Origin of the sequence: Alteripontixanthobacter maritimus, assembly GCF_003340475.1 — a bacterium.
Lineage (GTDB): Bacteria > Pseudomonadota > Alphaproteobacteria > Sphingomonadales > Sphingomonadaceae > Alteripontixanthobacter > Alteripontixanthobacter maritimus.
On the sequence record NZ_QBKA01000002.1, the window covers coordinates 2,119,207 to 2,139,776 of the forward strand.

Here is a 20,570-nt window from a genome sequence, read left to right on the forward strand (position 1 = left end):
AGCAAACAGGAGGCTGAAATAGAAACCAAAAACGATCGACCATTGGACAAAACAGTCGCCGCCATCCTCGCCCAACCTGACAGCACTGGCACGATTACCGTCCGACGATGCGCCGACGATGGTCAGACGATTACCCATAAAGCGACATGGGGAACGGGCCTTGCGCGCCAGGCTCTGCGCAAGCGATATGCTCAGACCTTCGGCCAGCAATCGCCACAATGGCTCGATCTGTTGCACCCCGCCAAAGAGGCGCGCATCCTTCGAGCAGCAATCAACAACGAAACACCAGCGCCCAACCATCCACCGAACTCTTGACCTTCCGCCGATGAACTGGCCGACCATCGAGCGATGATGAAGAAGACCGTATCGCCGCCAATCGTGGAAGCAGCGTCAGATAGATCGCTGGAGCCCCGCTGTGGCCCCATCGTTGAAACAGGCATGGAAGAGCCGTCACAGGCAGTAACGAGTGTTTTGGCGGGCGATGACCAGCAGTGGATCAATACCGTCCTGACCAGCCTTGAAACACGCTCGCGGGGCGTGAAGGAAGCGTTGGGGCAGGCTCTGAGGAACGGTGCGAGAGATGCAGGTCCTCTTCTGGGACTCGAACCCGCCAACACTGAAAACGCCGAACAAATTACCACCAAAAACGAGGACTCGAACACCGACCACCTGATCGCTCCTCTTCTGGGCACCATTTGTTCTCAACAGTCTGAAACCCTTAAGAAATCGTCATCTAGACGGTCGCAAACCAGCGTTTGCTACGACCAACTGCTACGAGATTCTTCCCAACCATACCCTGAAACGTCGCAGAAACTCTCGGGTTCTGGGAAGCGTGATTGCTATCTGGCGTCCTGCGCCAGATGGGAAAGATTGATCTCTTTAAAAGCAAGCTTCGAAATTGCTTCGTGCAGCGCTTCGAGCTTAAAGCCGCTACCGTAGTTATCGGATACTCCTTGTCTGCCAGTCCCACCAGTTGCCCAACCTCCCAGCAGCATTGCGATGTCGTGATTTATGTCGGCTGCACGCAGTTCATCGCGGAAGTTGTGACGAAAACTATGGAAGCTTGTGCGTTGCTGTCTTGCTCCGCTCGCGCGAAGAAACTGTGTGAACCACTTGCTGAATGCCGTGGCTCTGGATTCAGTCGATCCAGCTTCGATATCGTCGAACAGTTTGATAGCCCCTGTCCGTTTCTTCATTTGCGCGAACTGCGGAAGTCCAAGGGCAATCAAGGTTGGATGCAACGGAATGCGGCGTTCGCTCGATCTCGTCTTCAATACTTTATCACCGCTTCCCACCATCGAGCCTACCGTAATTGCGATATGATGTATGCCATCATCAAAACGGATGTCCGACACATCAAGCTGGGTAATCTCCCCGAGCCGCGCGCCTGAATGAAGTGCGATAAGCGGCACCCAGAACCGTGCATTCCGTGGACGTTCCATGCCCACTTTGTTGTAGCCCCTCTCCCCATCCACACAGCCGCAAAATAAGGGTGCATTGAAAATTTGTTGAAGCTGCATCCTATCGAACGGACGCCGTTTATCTCGCCTTGCGACAGGATCAGGAAGACGAAGTCCACGCAGAGGATTACGCTGCATAAGTTCTTCATTCACCGCCCAATTCAGAAAGCTGGAAAAATTCGACATAAGGCTGTTTGCGTTTGCTGCGCTGATGACAGCGTCATCCCCGATCTTCTTCGCTCGATCCGAAGCTTGACGGTGTGTAAGGTTCGGAAACCGTTTCGTGGCGTTGGTTGGCAGGAACCGCAGAACTTCGAGAAGATCGCGACAGTGCGTGCGCGCAAGGTCGGACATCAACACATTGTTACCGACAATGCTGGTAATCGTTCGACGGCATGTTTCGTATGCTTCGCGGGTGCTTGGCGACCACGCCTTGGTAGGATCATTAATATAGCGGGCATACGCATCGCCAAGGGTCAACAGTCGGCAATCGTTCAGGTCAATCGGCCTCAGACCATCGGAGACAGTCGCAGACCCTTCAATTAAATCGTCTTGGGACGGGGTGTGGACGGTTGGAAGAAGGTTTGGATCCACCTCCCTCCCCGCCACTTTTCTCGCCTGCTCAATATCCGCTTCGATCGCCCCGACGATCATTGGCAACCGTCGAAGCGCGATCTGGACGCTGTCTGTTCGTAATGATCGCCAGATTTCTTTCCGACCGATCAGCGGCTGCGCGTCGAGCGGAACCATGTGGCGGTAGCAATATTGACGACCCCGAACGGATACACCTTTCGGCAAATCTCGTAGCAACTGATCGTAGCAATCACGCTTCCCAGAACCCGAGAGTTTCTGCGACGTTTCAGGGTATGGTTGGGAAGAATCTCGTAGCAGTTGGTCGTAGCAAACGCTGGTGTGCGACCGTCTAGATGACGATTTCTTAAGGGTTTCAGACTGTTGAGAACAAATGGTGCCCAGAAGAGGACTCGAACCTCCACATCCTTGCGAATACTAGCACCTGAAGCTAGCGCGTCTACCAATTCCGCCATCTGGGCACCGGAGCAGCGCGGTCGTCTTTGGCCGGGCTGCGGGTAGGTGCGGGCCGATAGCGGCAGGGGGCCCGGACTGTCAACGCGAAAAGGGTGCATGTTTGGGGAGCCGATGCGGGTTTGCGAGAGGTAGCCGCTAGTAACGCAAGCCGCTTGTCGAACGGGAACGGTTGCGGGCTCGTAATGATTGGGGACATAGCGCGGGCATGATGGCATACTGCGTGCGCTACGGCCCACAGTTGGGCGGCACGTTCGGTATGGCGCGGTAGGCGCGCAGGCAGATATACGGCAGGAACAGGAACGATGGCGGTCAACAAGCTGCAAGGCGGCAAGAATCTGGATGGCAAGCTGGTCGTGCTCATGGGGGGCAGCGGCTTTGTCGGAACCCATGTGGCGCAGGCGCTGCTGGAACGCGGCGCCCGGTTGCGGATTGCGGCGCGCCATCCCGAGCAGGCCTTCAAGCTGAAGCCACTCGCCAACCTTGGCCAGCTGCAATTCGTGCGCTGCGACGCGACCAACGAACAAAGTATCGTCCGTACCATCGACGGGGCCGACACGGTGGTGAACCTCATCGGGAGCTTCGACGGCGATCTGATGCAATTGATGGGCGAGGCGGCAGGTGTCATGGCACGCGCCGCGACCGAAACCGGTACCAGCGCCTTCGTGCAAATAAGTGCGATTGCCGCCAATGCCGATAGCGAAGCGGAATATTCGCGGGCCAAGGCGCTGGGCGAAAAGCTGGTCCGGCAGCAATTTCCTGCGGCCACTATCCTTCGGCCTTCCATCATTTTTGGTGAGGACGATAATTTCCTCAATATGTTCGGCGGGCTGATCCGCAATTTTCCGGTGCTGCCGGTATTTGCTCCGGATGCCGAGTTGCAGCTGTTATATGTTGATGATCTGGCAGAAGCAGTGGCGAACGCGCTAGGCGCACCTGGCAAGTACGGCGGTAAGACCTATGAGTTGGGCGGCCCCGAAAAGCTGACCATGCTTGAGATCAACCGGCGGATCGCCGATGCGCAGGGCCGCAAGCGCGCCTTCATCGAGATGCCAGATACGGTGAGCGGCATGTTCGCCGCCCTGCCCGGCACGCCGATGGATACCGATCAATGGACAATGTTGAGACAGGGCAATGTGGTGAGCGGCGAATTCTCCGGGATCGAAAAGCTGGGTATCACGCCGCGCCCGCTGGGCCTGTTCCTCGATCGCTGGATGACACGCTATCAGAAGCGCGGACGGTTCACCGGAAAACAGTACGAGCCAGTCTGAGCGATCGGACAGGAGACACCGCGCGGTCGCGGTGTTGCCCTGTCAGTCAGTCTGGTGCACCGCCGTTGTTTGGCGCCCTTGCGCAAAGCGGCAGATAAATTGCCGAACTAGGTCCAGACCTCCCACGTCTAGCTTTGGGTAAGAGAACTGTTTGCGCAGGCAGAACCGCGACACAACTCCGGCGAGGCTGTCGATCAGGCGAGAACCCACCTGGACTGGGATAGCCTGTGCCTCGCAGGATGATCAATGCACGCCAAACCGGTCAATTTAATTAGCATCTAGCCGCGCCCCTATATTAAGGGAGGCTGTACGAAATCGACGCATATGAGATATACTCTGTGGAACTATTTACTAGCTACAAATATTGACAAATGCCGCCAATTAGTTTCTTTTGCTAAAACTTAGCTTTCTGAAAATTAAATCCGAAAAATACATTAGATATATGTATTAAATACATGCTATCCGTGACACTTCATTTGCTTTCGCCAAGCTACTTCATCATGTAACGCGCCTTGGTAGCGGTTGGTTTAGTAGCTTCGATTTTCAATAATCAGTCTTGGGAGCAGGTGATTAGTACGTCGATCGAAGTCGGAAATTTTCTTGAATCTTTCGGACAGTTCGGTGTCGAACTACTCACGACCGATGGGAAAATTATTCTCTACCTTCATGAAAATGGTCCCACGCGGGTGAAGGAATTGATGCTCGCATCGAAATCCTCCTACCGTGGATTTTATCTGGCGTTCGAACGCCTGAAGGAAAAAGATATTATCTCGGCCGTCACTGACTCCAAAGATCGGCGTGTGCGTGTAGTCCAGCTGATAAAGACGATCGTCTGACGGTAATTGCTAAGGTCCGGCCGCCCTTCTGTTCGGTAAGAGCTTTTTGGGAGCCGTTGGTGCGTATGTGCGACCTCAGCCGCCGGAACTACCGCCCGGACTGGATGTGGACCCCGCGGGCGACACACGGCCCTCGATGGTCTGGCCTTCCTCGCCTGCCAATAGCGGCATCGGTTCGACCAGCAACGAAGATCCATCGCTGCCGGTAATCCGCACGCGTTCTCCCAGCGCAATATCCTTGCTACCCGCAGGCAGGCGCGCAAGCCATTCGCTGTCACCCACCTTCACCCGGCCATGATCGCTTTCGAACGGCTGTGTCACAATCGCAGTCTCGCCGGCCAGCCGCAGGCCGGGCTGGTTCAGTTTGGGGTCGGCGCCGATGATCGGCTTGTCGCGCAGGAACCGCTTGGCGGAAAACGCCGCGATCAATGCCAGCGATACGAAATCGATCACCTGCATGGCGAGCGACAGGTCGAACAGATAAGTCAGCAGGCCGGTTGCCAGCGCAGCGACAGCGAGCCAGATCAGATACACGCCCGGCACCATGATTTCGAGCGCAGCCAGGATCAGGCCAAGCGTGGCCCAGACCCAATGCGCCTCGAACCCGCCCAGCCCATCCATCAAGTGTTATCCGTCCGCGGCACGGTGGTGTAGCTACGATCCGTGCGGAGCGATTGTCCGCTTCGGGCCGGCCCGGAACCCGGTACGGAGACATCGCCCTCGCCCGTTACCACCCCGCGCAGCAATTCGCCGATGCCACCCAGCGATCCGACCAGCTGCGTCGCCTCGATCGGGAACAGGATGGTCTTGGCATTGGGGCTGTCGGCAAACTTGCCCACCGCCTTGGTATATTCCTGCGCGATGAAATAGTTGATCGCCTGGCTACCGGAAGACGCAATGGCATCGGACACCATCTGGGTGGCCTTGGCCTCGGCCTCTGCCGCCCGTTCGCGGGCCTCGGCGTCGCGATAGGCGGCCTCGCGCTTGCCTTCCGCTTTCAGGATGGCGGACTGCTTGTCGCCTTCAGCGCGCAGGATGTTGGAAGCACGGTCGCCTTCCGCTTCCAGAATTTCGGCTCGCTTCAGACGTTCGGCTTTCATCTGGCGGGCCATGGCTTCTGAAATGTCGACCGGCGGGCGGATATCCTTGATCTCCACGCGGGTGATTTTCACGCCCCATGGCGAGGTGGCATGGTCCACCACTCCTAGTAGCCGCGCGTTGATCTCGTCACGCTTGGACAGGGTTTCATCGAGATCCATGCTGCCCATGACGGTGCGCAGATTGGTGGTCGTGATCGCCATGATGGCGTTGTAGAGGTTCGACACCTCATACGCCGCCTTGCCCGCATCGAGCACTTGGAAGAACACTACCGCATCCACGCCGACCATGGCGTTGTCCTTGGTGATAATTTCCTGCCCTGGAATGTCGAGCACCTGCTCCATCACGTTCACTTTTTGACCCACGCGGTCGATGAACGGGATAATGAGATGCAGGCCAGGTTCGGCTGCCAGCGTGTATTTGCCCAGCCGTTCGACAGTGTAGACATAACCCTGCTTCACCACCCGCACGCCCATCAGCAGGAAGATTACCAGCAAGGCCAGCAGTCCGATCAGGAAGAATTCCACGCTATTTCCCCTACGATTCAATCTTTGCAGGATAGACTAGCTGGTGCGGGCCGCAAAGCAAAACCGGGATGCAAAACCGGGATGCATAGCCGGGGCCGCCAGCCGGTTGTGGCAAAGCTGCCATGCTGGCGCCGCACGCCCTTCCCCGGCATCCCGCCAAACGCTATCAGCGCGCTCGACAGGCGATTCTCTCGCCACCTGTATCTTCTCAATGAACCGGAGCCCGAACCATGGCCGAAGCCACCGACGACCGCCTGCGCCTGCTGATCGAACGTATCGAGCGGCTGGAAGAGGAGAAGAAGGGTATCGCCGACGATATCCGCGACGTCTATGCCGAGGCGAAGGCGGTCGGTTACGATCCCAAGATCATGCGCCAGATCGTGCGCCTGCGCAAAATGAAGCCTGACGATCGCAGCGAAATGGAAATGGTGCTGGATACTTACAAATCGGCGCTCGGTCTGGAATAGCTCCACCACGCGGGACAAGAACGAGGAACCCTATTATGCCAAGCCCTTGGGACACTGCCAAAACCGGCTTCGTCATCACCACCACCAATGCTGTCGAAGGCCGCCCGGCCAAGACCTATCACGGGATCGTGACGGGTGAGGTCATCGTTGGCGCAAACCTGTTCCGCGATCTGTTTGCCAGCATCACCGACATCGTCGGCGGGCGTTCGGGCCAATATGAAAAGGTGCTCGGCCGTGCGCGCCGCGAAGCGTTCGAGGAGCTGGAGGAACAGGCCCGCGCGCTGGGCGGCAATGCCGTTGTCGGGGTGGATATCGATTACGAAGTGCTGGGCCAGAATGGCTCCATGCTGATGGTCAGCGTCAGCGGCACGGCCGTGTCGATCTAGACCACCGCAAGCTATGCTGCACCCTCGCCCAGCAACGCGATGGTGATAAACAATGCGTTATGCACCACGTGCAGCGCAATGCTCGACCAGAGGCCGTATTGCACCCGCGCAAAGCCGAAGATCAGGCCGGCCACGAATTGCGGCAGCACGAACAGCAGCAGCACCGGATCGCTGCCTTCGTAATTTAGCAAGTGCACGCAGGCAAACAGCGCCGCGCTGGCGTAATAGATCCAGCGAAAGCCTGCGCGGAACCAGGGCATCGGTCCACCACTGGGAAACTGGATTAGCAGCCATACCGCTATGCTCAGCCCGCCGATGGCGGAGGCAATCACGATCAATAGCGAAGCACCCAAAAGGTTCGCGCCCACCCCCCCGCCGATGGCCAGCCCTAGCACCAGCGGCACGAACACATGCGCCCGGCGGCCCGACAGCCAGCTTCTGAAAACCAGCTCCTCCACCACCGGCGCAAAAACCACGATGGCGAACACTATGCCGGCGGTGATTTTCATGTCGTCCATCACGTTCACCGGTGCTTCGAAACCGGCCGCCATCGCCAGCATCGCAATCCCGATCAGCACCGCCATGAAGGCGATATCGATGCCAAACAGCCGCACCGTGGCGTTTATGGCGGGCCGCGTGATGCCGCTCGCTTGTTCCGGCAGGAAAGGCTCGGCCACGAAGCGTCTGAACGCCGGCCATTGCGGTGCCTGCGCCATGGCGTTCCGGTTCTGGGGCGTATCGTCACGCAGCGCATCCGCGTCCGGGCTTGTGGCCTGTATGTCCATCCGGCTATGCGCCCCTATCCGATCAATCATTCTAGCTGGTGCGAAACGACCCCATGGCAGGCCATTCCAAGTTCAAGAACATCATGCATCGCAAGGGTGCGCAGGACAAGAAGCGTTCAAACCTGTTTTCCAAACTGAGCCGCGAAATAACCGTGGCGGCGAAGATGGGCACGCCCGATGTGGACATGAACCCGCGCCTGCGGCTCGCGGTCAACACGGCCAAGGGGCAGTCCATGCCAAAGGACAACATCCAGCGCGCCATCGACAAGGCGACCGCCGGCGATGACGAGAATTACGAAGAGCTGCGCTACGAAGGCTATGGCCCAGGCGGCAGCGCGATTATCGTCGAGGCGCTGACCGACAACCGCAACCGCACTGCCACTGCCGTGCGCACCGCCTTTTCCAAGCATGGCGGGAACCTCGGCACCGAAGGCAGCGTGGCACACGGGTTCGAACGGCTGGGCTATATCGAATACGGTCCGGACGCCGGTAGCGAAGACAAGGTGCTGGAAGCCGCTATGGAAGCGGGCGCGGAAGACATCGCCTCCACCGAAGACGGTCATGAAATCTGGACCGCTGCCGAAGATCTGCACCAAGTGTCGAGCGACCTGGAAAAATCGCTGGGCGAGGCGAAGGAAGTCAAGCTGGCATGGAAGCCGAACCTGACCGTCGATATGGACGAGAAGGATGCCGGGGTCCTGCTGCGCCTGATCGACGCGCTCGACGATGATGACGACGTGCAGACCGTGTGGGGCAATTACGAAATTTCCGACGAGGTCATGGAAAAGCTCGACGCGGAGTGATCGTGCTCGGCCTCGACCCATCGCTCAGCTGTACCGGCTGGGGCGTAATCCGCGTCGAGGGGAGCCGGATCACGCATATCGCCAATGGCCAGCTGCCGACCCCACCAAAAATGCCGATGGCGCAGCGGTTGGCGAAGCTGCAGTCGGGGCTCGCGGCCGTGATCGCGGAACACGCCCCAGCCCGCGCGGCGGCGGAAGAAATCTTCGTCAACAAGAACCCGCAATCCACGCTCAAACTGGCGCAAGCGCGCGGGGCGGTGCTGGCGGCCTGCGGTGCAGCCGGTCTCACCGTGAACGAACATGCCGCGCGCTTGGTGAAGAAAGCGGTGGTCGGCACCGGGGCCGCCGACAAGACCCAGGTCCAGGCCATGCTCGCCGTGCTGCTGCCGGGCGCGAAGATTGCCGGCGCCGATGCGGCCGACGCGCTGGCGGTCGCGATTGCGGATGCGCATCTGGCAGGACGCCCCCGTTAATGCGCTATATGCCAAGTCAAACCTTTCAACAGTCGGAGCGCAATCGATGACGCTGCATATCTATGGCATTCCTAATTGCGATACGGTGAAGAAAACCCGCAAATGGCTGGATGCAGAAGGGCTGCAATACACCTTCCACGATTACAAGAAGGATGGCGTGGATGCCGATAATCTGGAACGCTGGGCCGACCGGTCGGGCTGGGAATGCCTGCTGAACCGCCGCGGCACGACGTATCGCAAGCTGGACGATGCGGACAAGGCGGATATGGACCGCGACAAGGCGCTGCGGCTGATGCGCGAACACCCCAGCATGATCAAACGCCCGGTGGCTGAAACCGAGGATGGCGACCGCGTTCTGGTTGGCTTCGATCAGAGCGACTGGGAAAACTGGCTGTGCTGAAATGGATCTGCCTGCTGCTGGCCATGCTGATCTGCACCGCGCCTGCCGCCGCATTCGCCGCGGATGGCCCGCTCGTCATCGCGCATCGCGGGGCCAGCGGAGATCGGCCGGAACACACGCTGGCCGCGTATGAACTCGCCATCGATCAGGGCGCAGATTATATCGAGCCCGACCTGGTCATCACCAGCGACCTGCATCTGATCGCGCGCCACGACACCGAATTGTCCGCCACCACCGACGTGGCTGCGCGAGACGAATTCGTCGATCGTCGACGGTCGAAGACGATCGACGGTCAATTGGCGAATGGGTGGTTTGCGGAAGATTTCACGCTGGCCGAAATTCGCACTCTGCGCGCCCGCGAACGCATTCCCGGCATCCGTCCGGCCAATGCGCGATATGATGGCCTGTACCAGGTGCCGACGTTCGACGAGATCGTGATGCTCGTTCGTGCGAAGGAAGCCGAGACCGGTCGCCGCATCGGGCTGTATCCGGAATTGAAGCACTATACATTCCTGCTGCGCGAACAGTTGGACGGGGTGGACCTGCTGATCGCAGCGCTTCGCAAGCATGATCTGGACAGCGCCGACGCGCCGGTCTTCGTGCAAAGCTTCGAAGTCGCCCCGCTCAAACGCCTTGATGCGATGAGTGACGTAAAACTGGTGCAATTGCTGGAACCCGAAGGCGGTCCTGCGGATGAACCCGCCATGCGCTACGCCGAGATGGTCACGCCAAGTGGACTGGCCGAAATCGCGCAATATGCCGATGGGATTGGCGTTTCCATCCCGATGGTGCTCGACGAAAGCGGCGCGGCCACCGGATTGGTGGCTGCCGCGCAGGAGGCCGGATTGCTCGTTCATGTCTGGACCGTGCGGAAAGAGAATGCTTTCCTCCCGCCTTTTGCCAAGTTGAGCAATTTGAATGCGACTGCCGGCTGTGTGGAGTATGTTTTTGACGCTCTGCGCAAGGCTGGAGCAGACGGCATATTCACCGACGATCCGGCGAGAACGCGCACGGAAAACCTGCTATGTGCAGTTATGGCCGCCCCTTAAGCCGGAACTCGCGCCGTAACGATATAGTCGAGCGAGAGATCGTCCGACAGATGCAGGCCCTTAGTGGGTGAGAATGCCACACCTTGCTGCTGACCGCGCACCAGCCCTGCATCAGAAAGCAAATCGTCGAGTTCGTCCGGCGTCACGAAATCCTCCCAGTGGTGTGTGCCGCGTGGGATCATACCGATAGCCTCAGCCCCCTCGACCATCAGGATGCGGGAGCGCGTGGTGCGGTTGGGTGTCGACAGGACGAGTAAGCCGTCGGGCTTGAGCCGCAACGCCAGCTGCGAGATGAAAGCGGGTTTGTCCGCGACGTGTTCCAGCACTTCCATACAGGTGATGAGATCGAATGTGCCTAGATCGAGCGCACCCAGCTCGCCCGCCATGTACCGTATATCCAGCCCCGATCCTTCTGCGTGGAGCGCCGCGACTTTCGCGTTTTCGGGCGCCGCATCGATACCAGTCACTTTGCCGCCCAGCCGCGCCAGCGGCTCTGCCAGCAACCCCGCGCCGCAGCCGACATCCAGTACCGTCCTGCCTGCCAGCGGCCTGCGCGTCTCGATATCGCCGGCCCAATGCATATCTATCGCATCGCGAAGAAATTTGAGCCGCACGGGATTCAGCCGGTGCAGCATCGCGGACGACCCCTCCGGGTCCCACCATTCTGCCGCCAACCGGCCGAAATGCGCGGCTTCACCAGCGCGGATGGTCACGGGTCCGGGTGGCGGGACGGAAGGCTGCACGGGGGCGGCGGGAATGGTTGCATCGGTCATGCCTGCACCGTAACAGCGACCACCGAACCGCGCCAGCAGATGCAGGCGGGGGATAGCAGGGGGAAACGCCGCATCGTGGCCCGTATCGTGATGAAATTCGGCGGCACGTCCATGGCCGGCACGGAACGCATCCGGCGCGTGGCCCAGATCGTGCGCAAGCAGCAGGCAGGCGGTAATGAAGTGGCGGTCGTAGTTTCCGCCATGGCCGGCGAAACGGACCGGCTGGTGAACTTCGCACGAGAGGCGCACGCGCTGTACGATCCGGCGGAATACGACGTGGTCGTGGCCAGCGGAGAGCAGGTTACGGCCGGCCTTCTGGCAATGACGCTGCAATCGCTCGGCACCCCGGCGCGCAGCTGGCTCGGCTGGCAGATGCCGATCCGCACGCTGGAGGCGCACGCCAAGGCACGTGTCGGCACGATCGATGCAGATAGACTGATCGCCTCGATGGAAAGCGGTGCAGTCGCCGTCATTCCCGGATTTCAGGGGCTTTCGGATGATGGCCGCATCACCACCATGGGGCGCGGCGGGTCGGACACTTCCGCCGTTGCCGTTGCCGCCGCCATCGGCGCGGACCGGTGCGATATCTATACCGATGTGGACGGCGTTTACACGACCGACCCCCGTATCGTTGCCAAGGCGCGCAAGCTGAAGGCGGTGACATATGAGGAAATGCTGGAACTTGCATCCGTGGGCGCGAAAGTGTTGCAAACCCGCTCCGTCAGTCTGGCCATGAAGGCCGGCGTACGGGTGCAGGTGTTGTCCAGCTTTACCGACGAAAGCGCCGTTTCCGCTGACGACCTACCAGGCACGCTGATCGTGTCGGACACCGAAATGGACGCCTTAGCCAAGGAACACGATATGGAGCGCCAGCTTGTAACCGGTATCGCGCACGACAAGAACGAAGCGAAGATCATCCTCACCCGCGTGCCCGACCGGCCAGGTTCGGTGGCGGAGATTTTCGAACCGCTGGCAGGCGCCAGCATCAATGTGGACATGATCATCCAGAATGTGGGCCGCGACAAAGGGGAGACCGACGTCACTTTCACAGTGCCGCAAGCTGACCTCGCCCGCGCACAGGCGCTGCTGGAGGATCGGCGGGAAGCCATCGGTTTCGGGCGCGTCATTACGGACAGTAACATCGCCAAGATCAGCGTGGTGGGTGTCGGCATGAAAAGCCACGCGGGCGTCGCCAGCACCATGTTCAAATCACTTGCCGATCGCGGGATCAATATCCAGGCTATCACTACCAGCGAGATCAAGGTCAGCGTGCTGATTGACGAGGACGAGACGGAGCTTGCCGTGCGCATACTCCACACGGCTTACGGGCTGGATGCGGAAAGCTGAGCGTAGGGCAATGAGTCATACCGCCACCATCCTGCTGCTCGGTTCCGGCGAGCTGGGGCGCGAGTTCGTGATCTCCGCCAAGCGCCTCGGGTGCCGGGTCGTGACCTGCGATGCCTATGATGACGCCCCGGCCATGCAGATGGCCGATGCGCGCGAAGTGTTTTCCATGCTGGACGCCGATGCCCTGCGCGCTGCCGCTTTGAAACACCAGCCGGATCTCATCGTGCCCGAAGTGGAAGCGATCCGCACCGAGGTGCTAGCCGAACTGGAAGCGGAAGGCTTTACCGTGGTGCCGACCGCGCGCGCCGCGCAGCTGACCATGAACCGCGATGGCATTCGCGATCTCGCGTCGGACACGCTGGGCCTTGTTACCTCGCGCTACGGCTATGCCGAAAGCCTGGATGAGGTGCGCGAGGCGGTGGCCTATATCGGCCTGCCCTGCGTTATTAAACCCGTGATGTCCTCCAGCGGGAAGGGCCAATCCACCGTGCGGGGCGATGGCGAGCTGGACGCTGCCTGGACGTACGCCGCCGAAAACATGCGCGGCGACCGGCAGCGCGTTATCGTCGAACAATTTATCGAGTTCGACTATGAAATCACGCTGCTCACCGTGCGCCACGCGGGCGGCGTCAGCTTCTGCCCGCCTATCGGCCACCGGCAGGAACGCGGTGATTACCGCGAAAGCTGGCAACCGGCTGCCATGACGGATGCTGCCTTGGCAAGCGCGCAGGACATGGCGCGGCGCGTGGTGGATGAACTGGGCGGACACGGATTGTTCGGTGTGGAATTCTTCGTGAAAGGCGATGAAATCATCTTCTCCGAGCTCAGCCCGCGTCCGCACGACACCGGGATGGTCACGCTGGTCAGCCAGAACTTGTCCGAATTCGATCTGCACGCCCGCGCCATCCTCGGCCTGCCGGTGCCTGACGCAATCCGCGCCCGGCCCAGCGCCAGCGCGGTTATCCTGGCCGACCGCGACAGCACAGAATTTGCTTTCGATGGGTTGGCGCAGGCCATGGCGGAAGGCGCGGATATCAGGCTGTTCGGCAAACCTGCCACGCGGCCTTACAGGCGCATGGGCGTGGCACTCGCCAGCGCGGGTTCCACAGGCGAGGCGCGCCGCATGGCTGCCGACGCCGCCAGCGCGGTTCGCATTGCCTACCGCTGAGCCGCCGCCTAAGGCCGGGGGCATGAACAGCTACGACAAAACCCATGCGCTGATGCAGCGCGGACGTGACTTCCTCGGCACCGAACACGCCATTTTATGCGGCGCGATGAGCTGGGTGTCGGAACGCAATCTGGTGTCCGCCATCAGCAACGCAGGCGGCTTCGGCGTGATAGCTTGCGGGGCCATGACACCCGACTTGCTCGACACGGAAATTACCGAGACGAAGGCGCGCACGGACAAACCCTTCGGCGTGAACCTCATCACCATGCACCCCGACCTCAACGACCTGATTGCTATCTGCGCGAAGCATGAGGTGACCCATGTCGTGCTGGCAGGCGGGATTCCGCCCAAGGGCAGCGTGGAAGCCATCAAGGATTTCGGCGCCAAGGTCATCGTGTTCGCGCCTACGCTGGCGCTGGCCAAGAAGCTGCTGCGGTCTGGCGGCGATGCGTTGGTGATCGAAGGGATGGAGGCGGGCGGTCATATCGGCCCAGTTTCCACCAGCGTGCTGGCACAGGAGTTTCTGCCCGTTCTGGCCGAGGATCATCTCGTCTTCGTGGCGGGCGGCATCGGCCGGGGCGAGGCGATTGCGGGCTACCTGGAAATGGGTGCGGTCGGCGTGCAACTGGGCACGCGCTTTGCCTGCGCGACAGAAAGCATCGCGCATGAAAACTTCAAGAAGGCATTTTTCCGCGCCAATGCCCGCGATGCGGTGGCCAGCGTGCAGGTCGATGCGCGGCTGCCGGTTATCCCGGTACGCGCCCTGAAAAACAACGGAACGCAGGAATTCACCGACAAGCAGCGCGAAATCGCAGGCTCTCTCGACCGCGAGGAAGTCGCCATGGCGGAAGCGCAATTGCAGGTCGAACACTATTGGGCAGGCGCCTTGCGCCGAGCCGTGATCGATGGCGATGTGGAAAATGGCAGCCTGATGGCAGGCCAGTCGGTCGGGATGGTCAAGGCAGAAGAGCCGGTAGCCGATATCATGGCCGGCCTGATGGGCGAGTGCGAGGCAGCGCTGGCGCGGCGGTAACCTGTTGCCAAAGCGCTGCGTATCGAATTGAACGAGGAGAGCAATTTCATGTGCGATCAAGATAGCTTCCCGGCGGCTTCGGCCAAAACCCTGTCACGGCGCCAGTTCGGCCTTGCCGGAGCAACCGCGGCTGCCGGTACACTGGCTGCCTGCGCCCCCATGGCGGGCAGCAACAAAACCAAATCAGCCGGCCTGTCCGAAAGCGCGGTCAGCATTGCAACCGAGGATGGCACGATGGATGCCTTCTTCGTTTACCCCGCTTCGGGCGACCATCCCGCAATCATCATCTGGCCCGATATCGCCAGCCTGCGGAACGCGTTCCGCATGATGGCGCGCAGGCTGGCGGGAGAAGGTTACGCCGTGCTGGTCGCCAACCCCTATTACCGGGACGTGCCGAAGGACCAGTTCGCCGATTTTGCTGCCTTTCGGTCCGGTGGCGGGTTCGACAAGGTCGGTCCGTGGCGCGACAAATTGTCATCAAGCGCAATCATGCGCGACGCAACATCGCTTGTCCGATGGCTGGACCGGCAGGACGCGGTCGATACGTCCAGCGGGATCGGTACGCAGGGCTACTGCATGGGCGGCAGCTTCACCGTCTACAGCGCCAGCGCGGTGCCGGGCCGGATCAAGGCCGCCGCATCTTTCCACGGCGGCGGCATGGTGCGAGATGACGAGGACAGCCCGCACACTCTGATGCAGAGCGGCGATGCGGCCTACCTTATTGCCATCGCCAAAAACGACGATGCGAAAGACCCGGAATCCACTGCCACGCTGAAACAGGTAGCGGCAATGGACGGCGTCACCGCCGAAGTCGAAGTCTATGCAGGCGATCATGGCTGGACCGTGCTGGACTCGCCCGCTTACGACAAACCGGCGGCGGAACGTGCGTGGAGCCGGATGCTGGCGCTATATTCCGCCGCGCTTTGACCCGCGCCGCTTAGCCCGCGTTCTTCGTCACGCTCGCCTGCATCCGTTCGAGCTGCTCTTCGGTTGCAGGGCTTTGGCGGGTAGCCTTCCACTCGTCCTGCGGCATGCCGTAGATCAATTCGCGCGCAGCGGCCTTGTCACCGTCATATCCCGCCTCGACGATCCAGTCGGCCAGGCAGTTGCGGCAGAAGCCAGACAGACCCATCAGGTCGATATTCTGCGCATCGTGGCGATGCTGCAAATGCCGGACCAGCCGGCGAAAGGCAGCCGCCGCCACATCATCCGGAAGATCGGTCAACGCCTGCGCAGCCCCGGTATTGTCCTCGGTGTTCGCATTCGTAGTCATGGCAGGCATCCTTGTTTTGTGATCGCAAACGCGCATAGCTGAACCCATGACGAAAAACGATACGCAGCGAAGCCAGCATCTCGATCCGAGAGGTCGCAAGACCAAGATCCTGGCCACCACCGGCCCGGCGACCAGCGATCCCGAAGTCCTGCGCCAGCTGTTCAAGGCGGGTGTCGATGCGTTCCGCGTCAATATGAGCCACGGCGAACACACCATTCACGCCGAAACCATCGCCAATATCCGCGCGCTGGAAAGCGAATTTCGGCGGCCCATCGCCATTTTCTGCGACCTTCAGGGCCCCAAGCTGCGCGTCGGCAAGTTCAAGGATGGAAAGGCGGTCATCCGTCACAGCGGACATTTTACGCTCGACCGGAAGGATGAACCGGGCGACGAAACCCGCGTCCAGTTGCCGCATCCCGAATTGTTCGGCCTGCTCGAAAAGGGGCAACGCCTGCTGATCAACGACGGCAAGATTCGCCTGCGCGTGATCCGCGCGGATGAGGATGAAATCCTGTGTTCGGCGGAAGTCGGCGGGGTCATCTCGGACCGCAAGGGCGTGAATGTGCCAGATGCCGAAATCCCCATACCCGCCCTTACAGAGAAGGACCGCAAGGATCTCGCTTTCGCGGTCGAACAGAAGGCGGACTGGATCGGATTGAGTTTCGTGCAGCGGCCCGAAGATCTTGCCGAAGCACGCCGCCTGATGGGCGATTACGGCGCGCTTTGTGCCAAGATCGAAAAGCCGATGGCAGTGCGGCGGCTGGGCGAAATCCTGGAAGCATCGGACGGTATCATGGTCGCGCGCGGCGATCTCGGCGTGGAGCTCGATCCCGAAGAGGTGCCGCCGCTGCAAAAGCATATCGTCAACGTCACCCGCGCGGCGGGCAAGCCGGTCATCGTCGCCACGCAGATGCTGGAATCGATGATCGAAAGCCCCACGCCGACCCGCGCAGAGGTTAGCGATGTCGCCAACGCCGTCTATGACGGTGCCGACGCGGTCATGTTGAGTGCGGAAACGGCAGCAGGCGACTGGCCGGTGGAAGCCGTCACAATCATGCACCGTATTGCGCGGCAGGTGGAGCGCGACGACGCCTATCTACCGCGCGTGCGCTTCCTCGATACGCCGCCTGATCCCACCACCGCCGACGCGTTGAGCCATGCCTGCATGACGATCGCCGACACGGTGCCGATCGCCGCCATCACGGTGTTTACCGGATCGGGCAGCACCGCACGGCGCGTCGCCCGCGAACGCCCGAGCGTTCCGATGCTGGTTCTGACCCCGTCCGAACGCACCGCCCGCCGCGTCGCCCTGCTATGGGGTGCAGCGCCGGTCATGACCAAGGATATCGGCAGCTTCGAAGAAATGATCGGCAAGGGCAAACGCATGGCCCTACGCCACGGCTTTGCCGAAGGCGGCACCAAGCTGATCGCGCTGGCAGGCGTACCGTTCGGAACGCCGGGGAGCACCAACCTGCTGCACGTGGTGACGGTGGCTGGTGATGAGCTGGATAAGCATGGGGGATAGTGGACTTACGTCGGCCTCCGACTTAGGTGCTGACGGCTACATTGACGCGAAATCACCGTGATACTTGACGTCGTATCCGCCAAATGTTCTTTTAATGTTCTGCAAGGTACAGGAGATTAGGACATGAGGGGAAGTTGTTGCTGCGGCGCTATTCGGTTCGAACTCGCAAGCCCTCCTTCGATGATGGCGACATGCCATTGCTCGCGGTGCCGCAAGGTTGGCGCCAGCACTTTCGTTTTTGTAAAGGCCGAAGACCTACGATGGGTCGAAGGGCGCGACCTAGTTATGCGCTATGAACCCGACCCCCCTTATAGTTTCACTCGTTGCTTTTGCAGCATTTGTGGGACCGCCTTAGGTGAGATTGTGTCTGATCAGCCCAGCTTTCCCATTGCAGCGAATGCGTTCGACGATGACCCCGTCGTACGCAATCGGTTCCATGAGTTTGTCTCAGAGAAACCCGCTTGGTACGAAATTTGTGATGGCGCAAAGCAGTTTGAGGAGCACCCGTCGAAAGGGTGAGTCCAATATCCATTTTCGGTAATGCGCGAGCTGATAGCCGTCTGTCTGCCCTCCATCCAATAGCAGATATCTAAGAAGCAGCGCGCTGCAAGCGACCTCGCGCTTCCTGCTTCCCAATCAGCGGCAGCAGTTCGCTCATGTCCGGGCCGTGATTCATCCCAGTCAACGCCTGTCGCAGCGGCAGGAACAGCGCTTTGCCCTTGCGGCCGGTCTGGGCCTTCAACGTTGCCGTCAGCGTGGCCCACGGGTTCTCGCTCCACTCCAGCGCCTCGGTAGCCTGGGCGAGAAATGCGCGATCTTCGTCTGAAAACTTGGGCTGTTCGATGGGGCCGGTGACGACACGCCACAGTTCACCAGCGTCCGATACCGTTTCCAGGTTCGGTCGGATCGCATGCCAGCCCGCTTCGTCCATCCCGGCGGGTAGACGGTCTACAACGTCGCTGTAGTCGAACTGGTGGACGATGGCGGTGTTGATCCGCGCGAGGTCCGTGTCATCGAACCTGGCCGGTGCGCGGCTGAACGTGCCGAGGTCGAAACTTTCCAGCAACGCATCACGATCCGCGATCGGTTCGACCGGTTGCGAAGTGCCTAGCCGCGCCAGCAGAGCGATAATTGCGGCAGGCTCGATATCGCGCTCACGAAACGCATCGCAGCCGAGCGAGCCGAGCCGTTTGGAAAGCTTGCCTTCCTTGCCGACCAGCAACGCTTCATGGGCAAAACGCGGCATCTGGCTATCTTGATGCTGCGCAGCAATTAGTGCGGTAAACATCTGTATTTGCACAGCAGTGTTGGACACATGGTCCTCGCCCCGCAGCACATCGGTAATGCCCATTTCGAGATCGTCCACCGCACTGGGCAGCATATACAGCCACGACCCATCGGCGCGCCTGATGACAGGATCGGATAGTTGCGCAGCATCGAACTTCTGCGGGCCGCGGATGCCGTCGTCCCACGTGATAGGTTCGTCATGATCGAGCAGGAAGCGCCAGTGCGGCTGCACCCCGGGCACCTCTATCGCTCCCCGGTCTGCATCACTGAGCGCCAGTGCCGCTCGGTCGTAAATTGGTGGCTTGCCCCGGCCGAGCTGGATCTTGCGCTTTACCTCCAGTTCCTGCGCCGTCTCATAGGCTGGATAGATACGCCCCGCTTCCTTCAGCGCCTCGAAAGCGCCATCGTATAACGATAGCCGCTCCGACTGCCGTTCCTCGCCATCTGGCGAGAGGCCCAGCCAGTCGAGATCGGCCCGGATCGCATCGACATATTCCTCCCGGCTCCGCGCAGCATCGGTGTCGTCGATCCGCAGCAGGAAACGTCCACCTGACTTGCGCGCCAGCATCCAGTTGTGCAGCGCGGTGCGAATGTTGCCGACGTGAAGGCGGCCTGTGGGGGACGGGGCAAAGCGAGTGGTATTGGCAGCAGCATGTTCGGTCATGAAGCGAAGCGCTACACAAGGCACCGGAGGAATTACAGCGGGAAACCCGTATTACGAGGTTTCAGGTTCCCGAAGATTACTAGCGATTGGTAGGCGACGCGGCCTCGACCTGAGTGAATTGGCAGGTTTGCAGATCGGGCAGATGATGGTCCAAATAAGAATTCTCGCCCGATAATTTCCAATCCTGCACTATGCCATCGATGGTTCGGTATATCCGCTGCGCAATGGTCCAGTCGGCCTGTATATCCAGCAAAGCATTACGAATTTCGGCGCGGTCCTGCACACTCAGGGGTCCGTTAGAAGGATCGAGCAATCCTACCGTTCGCCAATTATTTTCGATCTGCGCGGCCAGCCGATCGTAGTCTTCGAACACACCGACCAATTGCTGTGCCTTGCTGGTAAATACATGTCCCCGCGCCTTGGAAGCTTCGCGAAAGGCGGCACTGCCCCATTCGAATTCGTAAACGCCCGAAAGGTTTGGTCGCCCTAATGCATTCACCGACATGCGCTCGTTCAAACGATTTACGGTACTGAGGCGAGTTAGGCGTTCGCGAAAGCAACTTTCGTTACGCTGGCCGACATTAGCAATCGCAGCAAAGTGAAGGGCAGCCTGCTCCATCTGCGAAGCCACCGTATTTCCGCGTCGTATTTCGGTGTTCTGCACCACTTGGTTCTGAAGCATCTGAGCTGCCAGAACGCCGAGCACGACGATGGTGAATTCAAATACAAACAGCTTGGCAATGCGTCGCTTGCGCCCCCTCGGATGCACTTCCGATCGCTTTCGAAACCATTCGCGTGCAGTTAGGAACATTTGTCGGCATTACCTCCCAGCCGGATGCATCCTATCGCGCTGGAATGTAAAAGAAAGCCCCGCCGGATTTCTCCAGCGGGGCCAGTTCGC

23 protein-coding genes and 1 tRNA gene are annotated in these 20,570 nt (G+C 60.1%); 15 read left to right on the forward strand and 9 right to left on the reverse strand.

The features are described from left to right. The first annotated feature begins 42 nt into the window (after positions 1-42). Positions 43-315: a hypothetical protein gene (locus tag HME9302_RS10445; RefSeq protein WP_147270806.1), complete on the forward strand. Its 273-nt coding sequence runs from the start codon at positions 43-45 to the stop codon at positions 313-315. A 524-nt stretch (positions 316-839) separates the two neighbouring features. Here the strand turns inward: HME9302_RS10445 and HME9302_RS10450 are convergent. Both HME9302_RS10450 and HME9302_RS10455 read right to left on the reverse strand, forming a co-directional pair. Beyond that, complete coding sequence (locus HME9302_RS10450; RefSeq protein ID WP_326833166.1) at positions 840-2,270, reverse strand: site-specific integrase; 1,431 nt, start codon at positions 2,268-2,270, stop codon at positions 840-842. 155 nt (positions 2,271-2,425) lie between these two features. After that, positions 2,426-2,512: transfer RNA gene (locus tag HME9302_RS10455), tRNA-Leu, on the reverse strand. Positions 2,513-2,809: 297 nt separating this feature from the next. On the opposite strand from HME9302_RS10455, the gene HME9302_RS10460 reads away from it, so the two are divergent. Then, entirely contained in the window at positions 2,810-3,775 is a 966-nt protein-coding gene (locus tag HME9302_RS10460) for a complex I NDUFA9 subunit family protein (protein ID WP_115366964.1), read from the forward strand. 566 nt (positions 3,776-4,341) lie between these two features. Next, complete coding sequence (locus tag HME9302_RS10465) at positions 4,342-4,611, forward strand: hypothetical protein (RefSeq protein ID WP_115366965.1); 270 nt, start codon at positions 4,342-4,344, stop codon at positions 4,609-4,611. 75 nt (positions 4,612-4,686) lie between these two features. Here HME9302_RS10465 and HME9302_RS10470 read toward each other — a convergent pair whose 3' ends face one another. Next, positions 4,687-5,232 carry an NfeD family protein gene (locus HME9302_RS10470; RefSeq protein ID WP_115366966.1) on the reverse strand — a complete coding sequence of 182 codons (546 nt, stop codon included), beginning with the start codon at positions 5,230-5,232 and terminating at the stop codon, positions 4,687-4,689. Then, positions 5,232-6,185, reverse strand: a complete 954-nt coding sequence (locus HME9302_RS10475; protein ID WP_115367679.1) for an SPFH domain-containing protein — start codon at positions 6,183-6,185, stop codon at positions 5,232-5,234. The genes HME9302_RS10470 and HME9302_RS10475 overlap by 1 nt, the downstream gene beginning before the upstream one ends. A 281-nt stretch (positions 6,186-6,466) precedes the next feature. Between HME9302_RS10475 and HME9302_RS10480 the strand changes: the two genes are divergently transcribed. After that, entirely contained in the window at positions 6,467-6,703 is a 237-nt protein-coding gene (locus HME9302_RS10480) for a DUF2312 domain-containing protein (RefSeq protein ID WP_115366967.1), read from the forward strand. A 35-nt stretch (positions 6,704-6,738) separates the two neighbouring features. Continuing rightward, on the forward strand, positions 6,739-7,089 hold the full coding sequence (locus tag HME9302_RS10485) for a heavy metal-binding domain-containing protein (RefSeq protein ID WP_115366968.1): 351 nt from the start codon (positions 6,739-6,741) through the stop codon (positions 7,087-7,089). A gap of 11 nt (positions 7,090-7,100) precedes the next feature. On the opposite strand, the gene HME9302_RS10490 is transcribed toward HME9302_RS10485, so the two are convergent. Then, positions 7,101-7,904, reverse strand: a complete 804-nt coding sequence (locus HME9302_RS10490) for a CPBP family intramembrane glutamic endopeptidase (RefSeq protein WP_115366969.1) — start codon at positions 7,902-7,904, stop codon at positions 7,101-7,103. Between the two features lie 23 nt (positions 7,905-7,927). Here HME9302_RS10490 and HME9302_RS10495 point away from each other — a divergent pair, with 23 nt between their 5' ends. From HME9302_RS10495 to HME9302_RS10510, 4 genes are read left to right on the forward strand one after another with little or no spacing between them, the layout of a single operon-like run. Next, positions 7,928-8,677 (forward strand): YebC/PmpR family DNA-binding transcriptional regulator, encoded by a 750-nt coding sequence (locus tag HME9302_RS10495; RefSeq protein ID WP_115366970.1) that lies wholly within the window; start codon positions 7,928-7,930, stop codon positions 8,675-8,677. Then, on the forward strand, positions 8,674-9,150 hold the full coding sequence (gene ruvC / locus HME9302_RS10500; RefSeq protein ID WP_115366971.1) for a crossover junction endodeoxyribonuclease RuvC: 477 nt from the start codon (positions 8,674-8,676) through the stop codon (positions 9,148-9,150). Before HME9302_RS10495 ends, ruvC begins: the two co-directional genes overlap by 4 nt. A gap of 46 nt (positions 9,151-9,196) precedes the next feature. Then, positions 9,197-9,550, forward strand: a complete 354-nt coding sequence (locus HME9302_RS10505; RefSeq protein WP_115366972.1) for an ArsC family reductase — start codon at positions 9,197-9,199, stop codon at positions 9,548-9,550. After that, positions 9,544-10,599, forward strand: coding sequence for a glycerophosphodiester phosphodiesterase family protein (locus HME9302_RS10510; protein ID WP_230079967.1), 1,056 nt, complete (start codon positions 9,544-9,546; stop codon positions 10,597-10,599). Before HME9302_RS10505 ends, HME9302_RS10510 begins: the two co-directional genes overlap by 7 nt. Here the strand turns inward: HME9302_RS10510 and ubiG are convergent. Next, positions 10,596-11,372: a bifunctional 2-polyprenyl-6-hydroxyphenol methylase/3-demethylubiquinol 3-O-methyltransferase UbiG gene (gene ubiG, locus HME9302_RS10515; RefSeq protein ID WP_115366973.1), complete on the reverse strand. Its 777-nt coding sequence runs from the start codon at positions 11,370-11,372 to the stop codon at positions 10,596-10,598. The genes HME9302_RS10510 and ubiG overlap by 4 nt on opposite strands. Before the next feature lie 75 nt (positions 11,373-11,447). On the opposite strand from ubiG, the gene HME9302_RS10520 reads away from it, so the two are divergent. The 4 genes from HME9302_RS10520 to HME9302_RS10535 are packed head-to-tail and all read left to right on the forward strand — an operon-like array spanning position 11,448 to position 15,847. Further along, complete coding sequence (locus tag HME9302_RS10520) at positions 11,448-12,719, forward strand: aspartate kinase (RefSeq protein ID WP_115367681.1); 1,272 nt, start codon at positions 11,448-11,450, stop codon at positions 12,717-12,719. Positions 12,720-12,729: 10 nt separating this feature from the next. Continuing rightward, positions 12,730-13,887, forward strand: a complete 1,158-nt coding sequence (gene purT / locus HME9302_RS10525; protein WP_115366974.1) for a formate-dependent phosphoribosylglycinamide formyltransferase — start codon at positions 12,730-12,732, stop codon at positions 13,885-13,887. Positions 13,888-13,909: 22 nt separating this feature from the next. Continuing rightward, positions 13,910-14,920 (forward strand): NAD(P)H-dependent flavin oxidoreductase, encoded by a 1,011-nt coding sequence (locus tag HME9302_RS10530; protein WP_115366975.1) that lies wholly within the window; start codon positions 13,910-13,912, stop codon positions 14,918-14,920. 48 nt (positions 14,921-14,968) lie between these two features. Then, positions 14,969-15,847 (forward strand): dienelactone hydrolase family protein, encoded by an 879-nt coding sequence (locus tag HME9302_RS10535; RefSeq protein ID WP_115366976.1) that lies wholly within the window; start codon positions 14,969-14,971, stop codon positions 15,845-15,847. Between the two features lie 10 nt (positions 15,848-15,857). On the opposite strand, the gene HME9302_RS10540 is transcribed toward HME9302_RS10535, so the two are convergent. Beyond that, positions 15,858-16,193 carry a DUF1244 domain-containing protein gene (locus HME9302_RS10540; RefSeq protein WP_115367682.1) on the reverse strand — a complete coding sequence of 112 codons (336 nt, stop codon included), beginning with the start codon at positions 16,191-16,193 and terminating at the stop codon, positions 15,858-15,860. Between the two features lie 46 nt (positions 16,194-16,239). On the opposite strand from HME9302_RS10540, the gene pyk reads away from it, so the two are divergent. Both pyk and HME9302_RS13690 read left to right on the forward strand, forming a co-directional pair. Beyond that, the gene (gene pyk / locus HME9302_RS10545) at positions 16,240-17,718 is read left to right on the forward strand and encodes a pyruvate kinase (protein WP_115366977.1); all 1,479 of its coding nucleotides are present in this window, start codon (positions 16,240-16,242) and stop codon (positions 17,716-17,718) included. A gap of 123 nt (positions 17,719-17,841) precedes the next feature. Further along, complete coding sequence (locus HME9302_RS13690) at positions 17,842-18,237, forward strand: GFA family protein (protein ID WP_456061806.1); 396 nt, start codon at positions 17,842-17,844, stop codon at positions 18,235-18,237. 70 nt (positions 18,238-18,307) lie between these two features. Here HME9302_RS13690 and HME9302_RS10555 read toward each other — a convergent pair whose 3' ends face one another. Both HME9302_RS10555 and HME9302_RS10560 read right to left on the reverse strand, forming a co-directional pair. Next, positions 18,308-19,669 (reverse strand): glutamate--tRNA ligase, encoded by a 1,362-nt coding sequence (locus HME9302_RS10555; protein ID WP_115366978.1) that lies wholly within the window; start codon positions 19,667-19,669, stop codon positions 18,308-18,310. 79 nt (positions 19,670-19,748) lie between these two features. After that, positions 19,749-20,480, reverse strand: a complete 732-nt coding sequence (locus tag HME9302_RS10560) for a hypothetical protein (protein ID WP_115366979.1) — start codon at positions 20,478-20,480, stop codon at positions 19,749-19,751. Positions 20,481-20,570: the final 90 nt, after the last annotated feature.

Bases quoted from the DNA above. Each gene is read 5' to 3' on its own strand.
- HME9302_RS10460 (WP_115366964.1), top strand. From the start codon at position 2,810: ATGGCGGTCAACAAGCTGCAAGGCGGCAAGAATCTGGATGGCAAGCTG.
- HME9302_RS10470 (WP_115366966.1), bottom strand. From the start codon at position 5,232: ATGGATGGGCTGGGCGGGTTCGAGGCGCATTGGGTCTGGGCCACGCTT.
- HME9302_RS10475 (WP_115367679.1), bottom strand. From the start codon at position 6,185: ATGGGCGTGCGGGTGGTGAAGCAGGGTTATGTCTACACTGTCGAACGG.
- HME9302_RS10480 (WP_115366967.1), top strand. From the start codon at position 6,467: ATGGCCGAAGCCACCGACGACCGCCTGCGCCTGCTGATCGAACGTATC.
- HME9302_RS10485 (WP_115366968.1), top strand. From the start codon at position 6,739: ATGCCAAGCCCTTGGGACACTGCCAAAACCGGCTTCGTCATCACCACC.
- HME9302_RS10490 (WP_115366969.1), bottom strand. From the start codon at position 7,904: ATGATTGATCGGATAGGGGCGCATAGCCGGATGGACATACAGGCCACA.
- HME9302_RS10495 (WP_115366970.1), top strand. From the start codon at position 7,928: ATGGCAGGCCATTCCAAGTTCAAGAACATCATGCATCGCAAGGGTGCG.
- HME9302_RS10505 (WP_115366972.1), top strand. From the start codon at position 9,197: ATGACGCTGCATATCTATGGCATTCCTAATTGCGATACGGTGAAGAAA.
- ubiG (WP_115366973.1), bottom strand. From the start codon at position 11,372: ATGACCGATGCAACCATTCCCGCCGCCCCCGTGCAGCCTTCCGTCCCG.
- purT (WP_115366974.1), top strand. From the start codon at position 12,730: ATGAGTCATACCGCCACCATCCTGCTGCTCGGTTCCGGCGAGCTGGGG.
- HME9302_RS10530 (WP_115366975.1), top strand. From the start codon at position 13,910: ATGAACAGCTACGACAAAACCCATGCGCTGATGCAGCGCGGACGTGAC.
- HME9302_RS10535 (WP_115366976.1), top strand. From the start codon at position 14,969: ATGTGCGATCAAGATAGCTTCCCGGCGGCTTCGGCCAAAACCCTGTCA.
- HME9302_RS10540 (WP_115367682.1), bottom strand. From the start codon at position 16,193: ATGACTACGAATGCGAACACCGAGGACAATACCGGGGCTGCGCAGGCG.
- pyk (WP_115366977.1), top strand. From the start codon at position 16,240: ATGACGAAAAACGATACGCAGCGAAGCCAGCATCTCGATCCGAGAGGT.
- HME9302_RS13690 (WP_456061806.1), top strand. From the start codon at position 17,842: ATGAGGGGAAGTTGTTGCTGCGGCGCTATTCGGTTCGAACTCGCAAGC.
- HME9302_RS10555 (WP_115366978.1), bottom strand. From the start codon at position 19,669: ATGACCGAACATGCTGCTGCCAATACCACTCGCTTTGCCCCGTCCCCC.
- HME9302_RS10560 (WP_115366979.1), bottom strand. From the start codon at position 20,480: ATGTTCCTAACTGCACGCGAATGGTTTCGAAAGCGATCGGAAGTGCAT.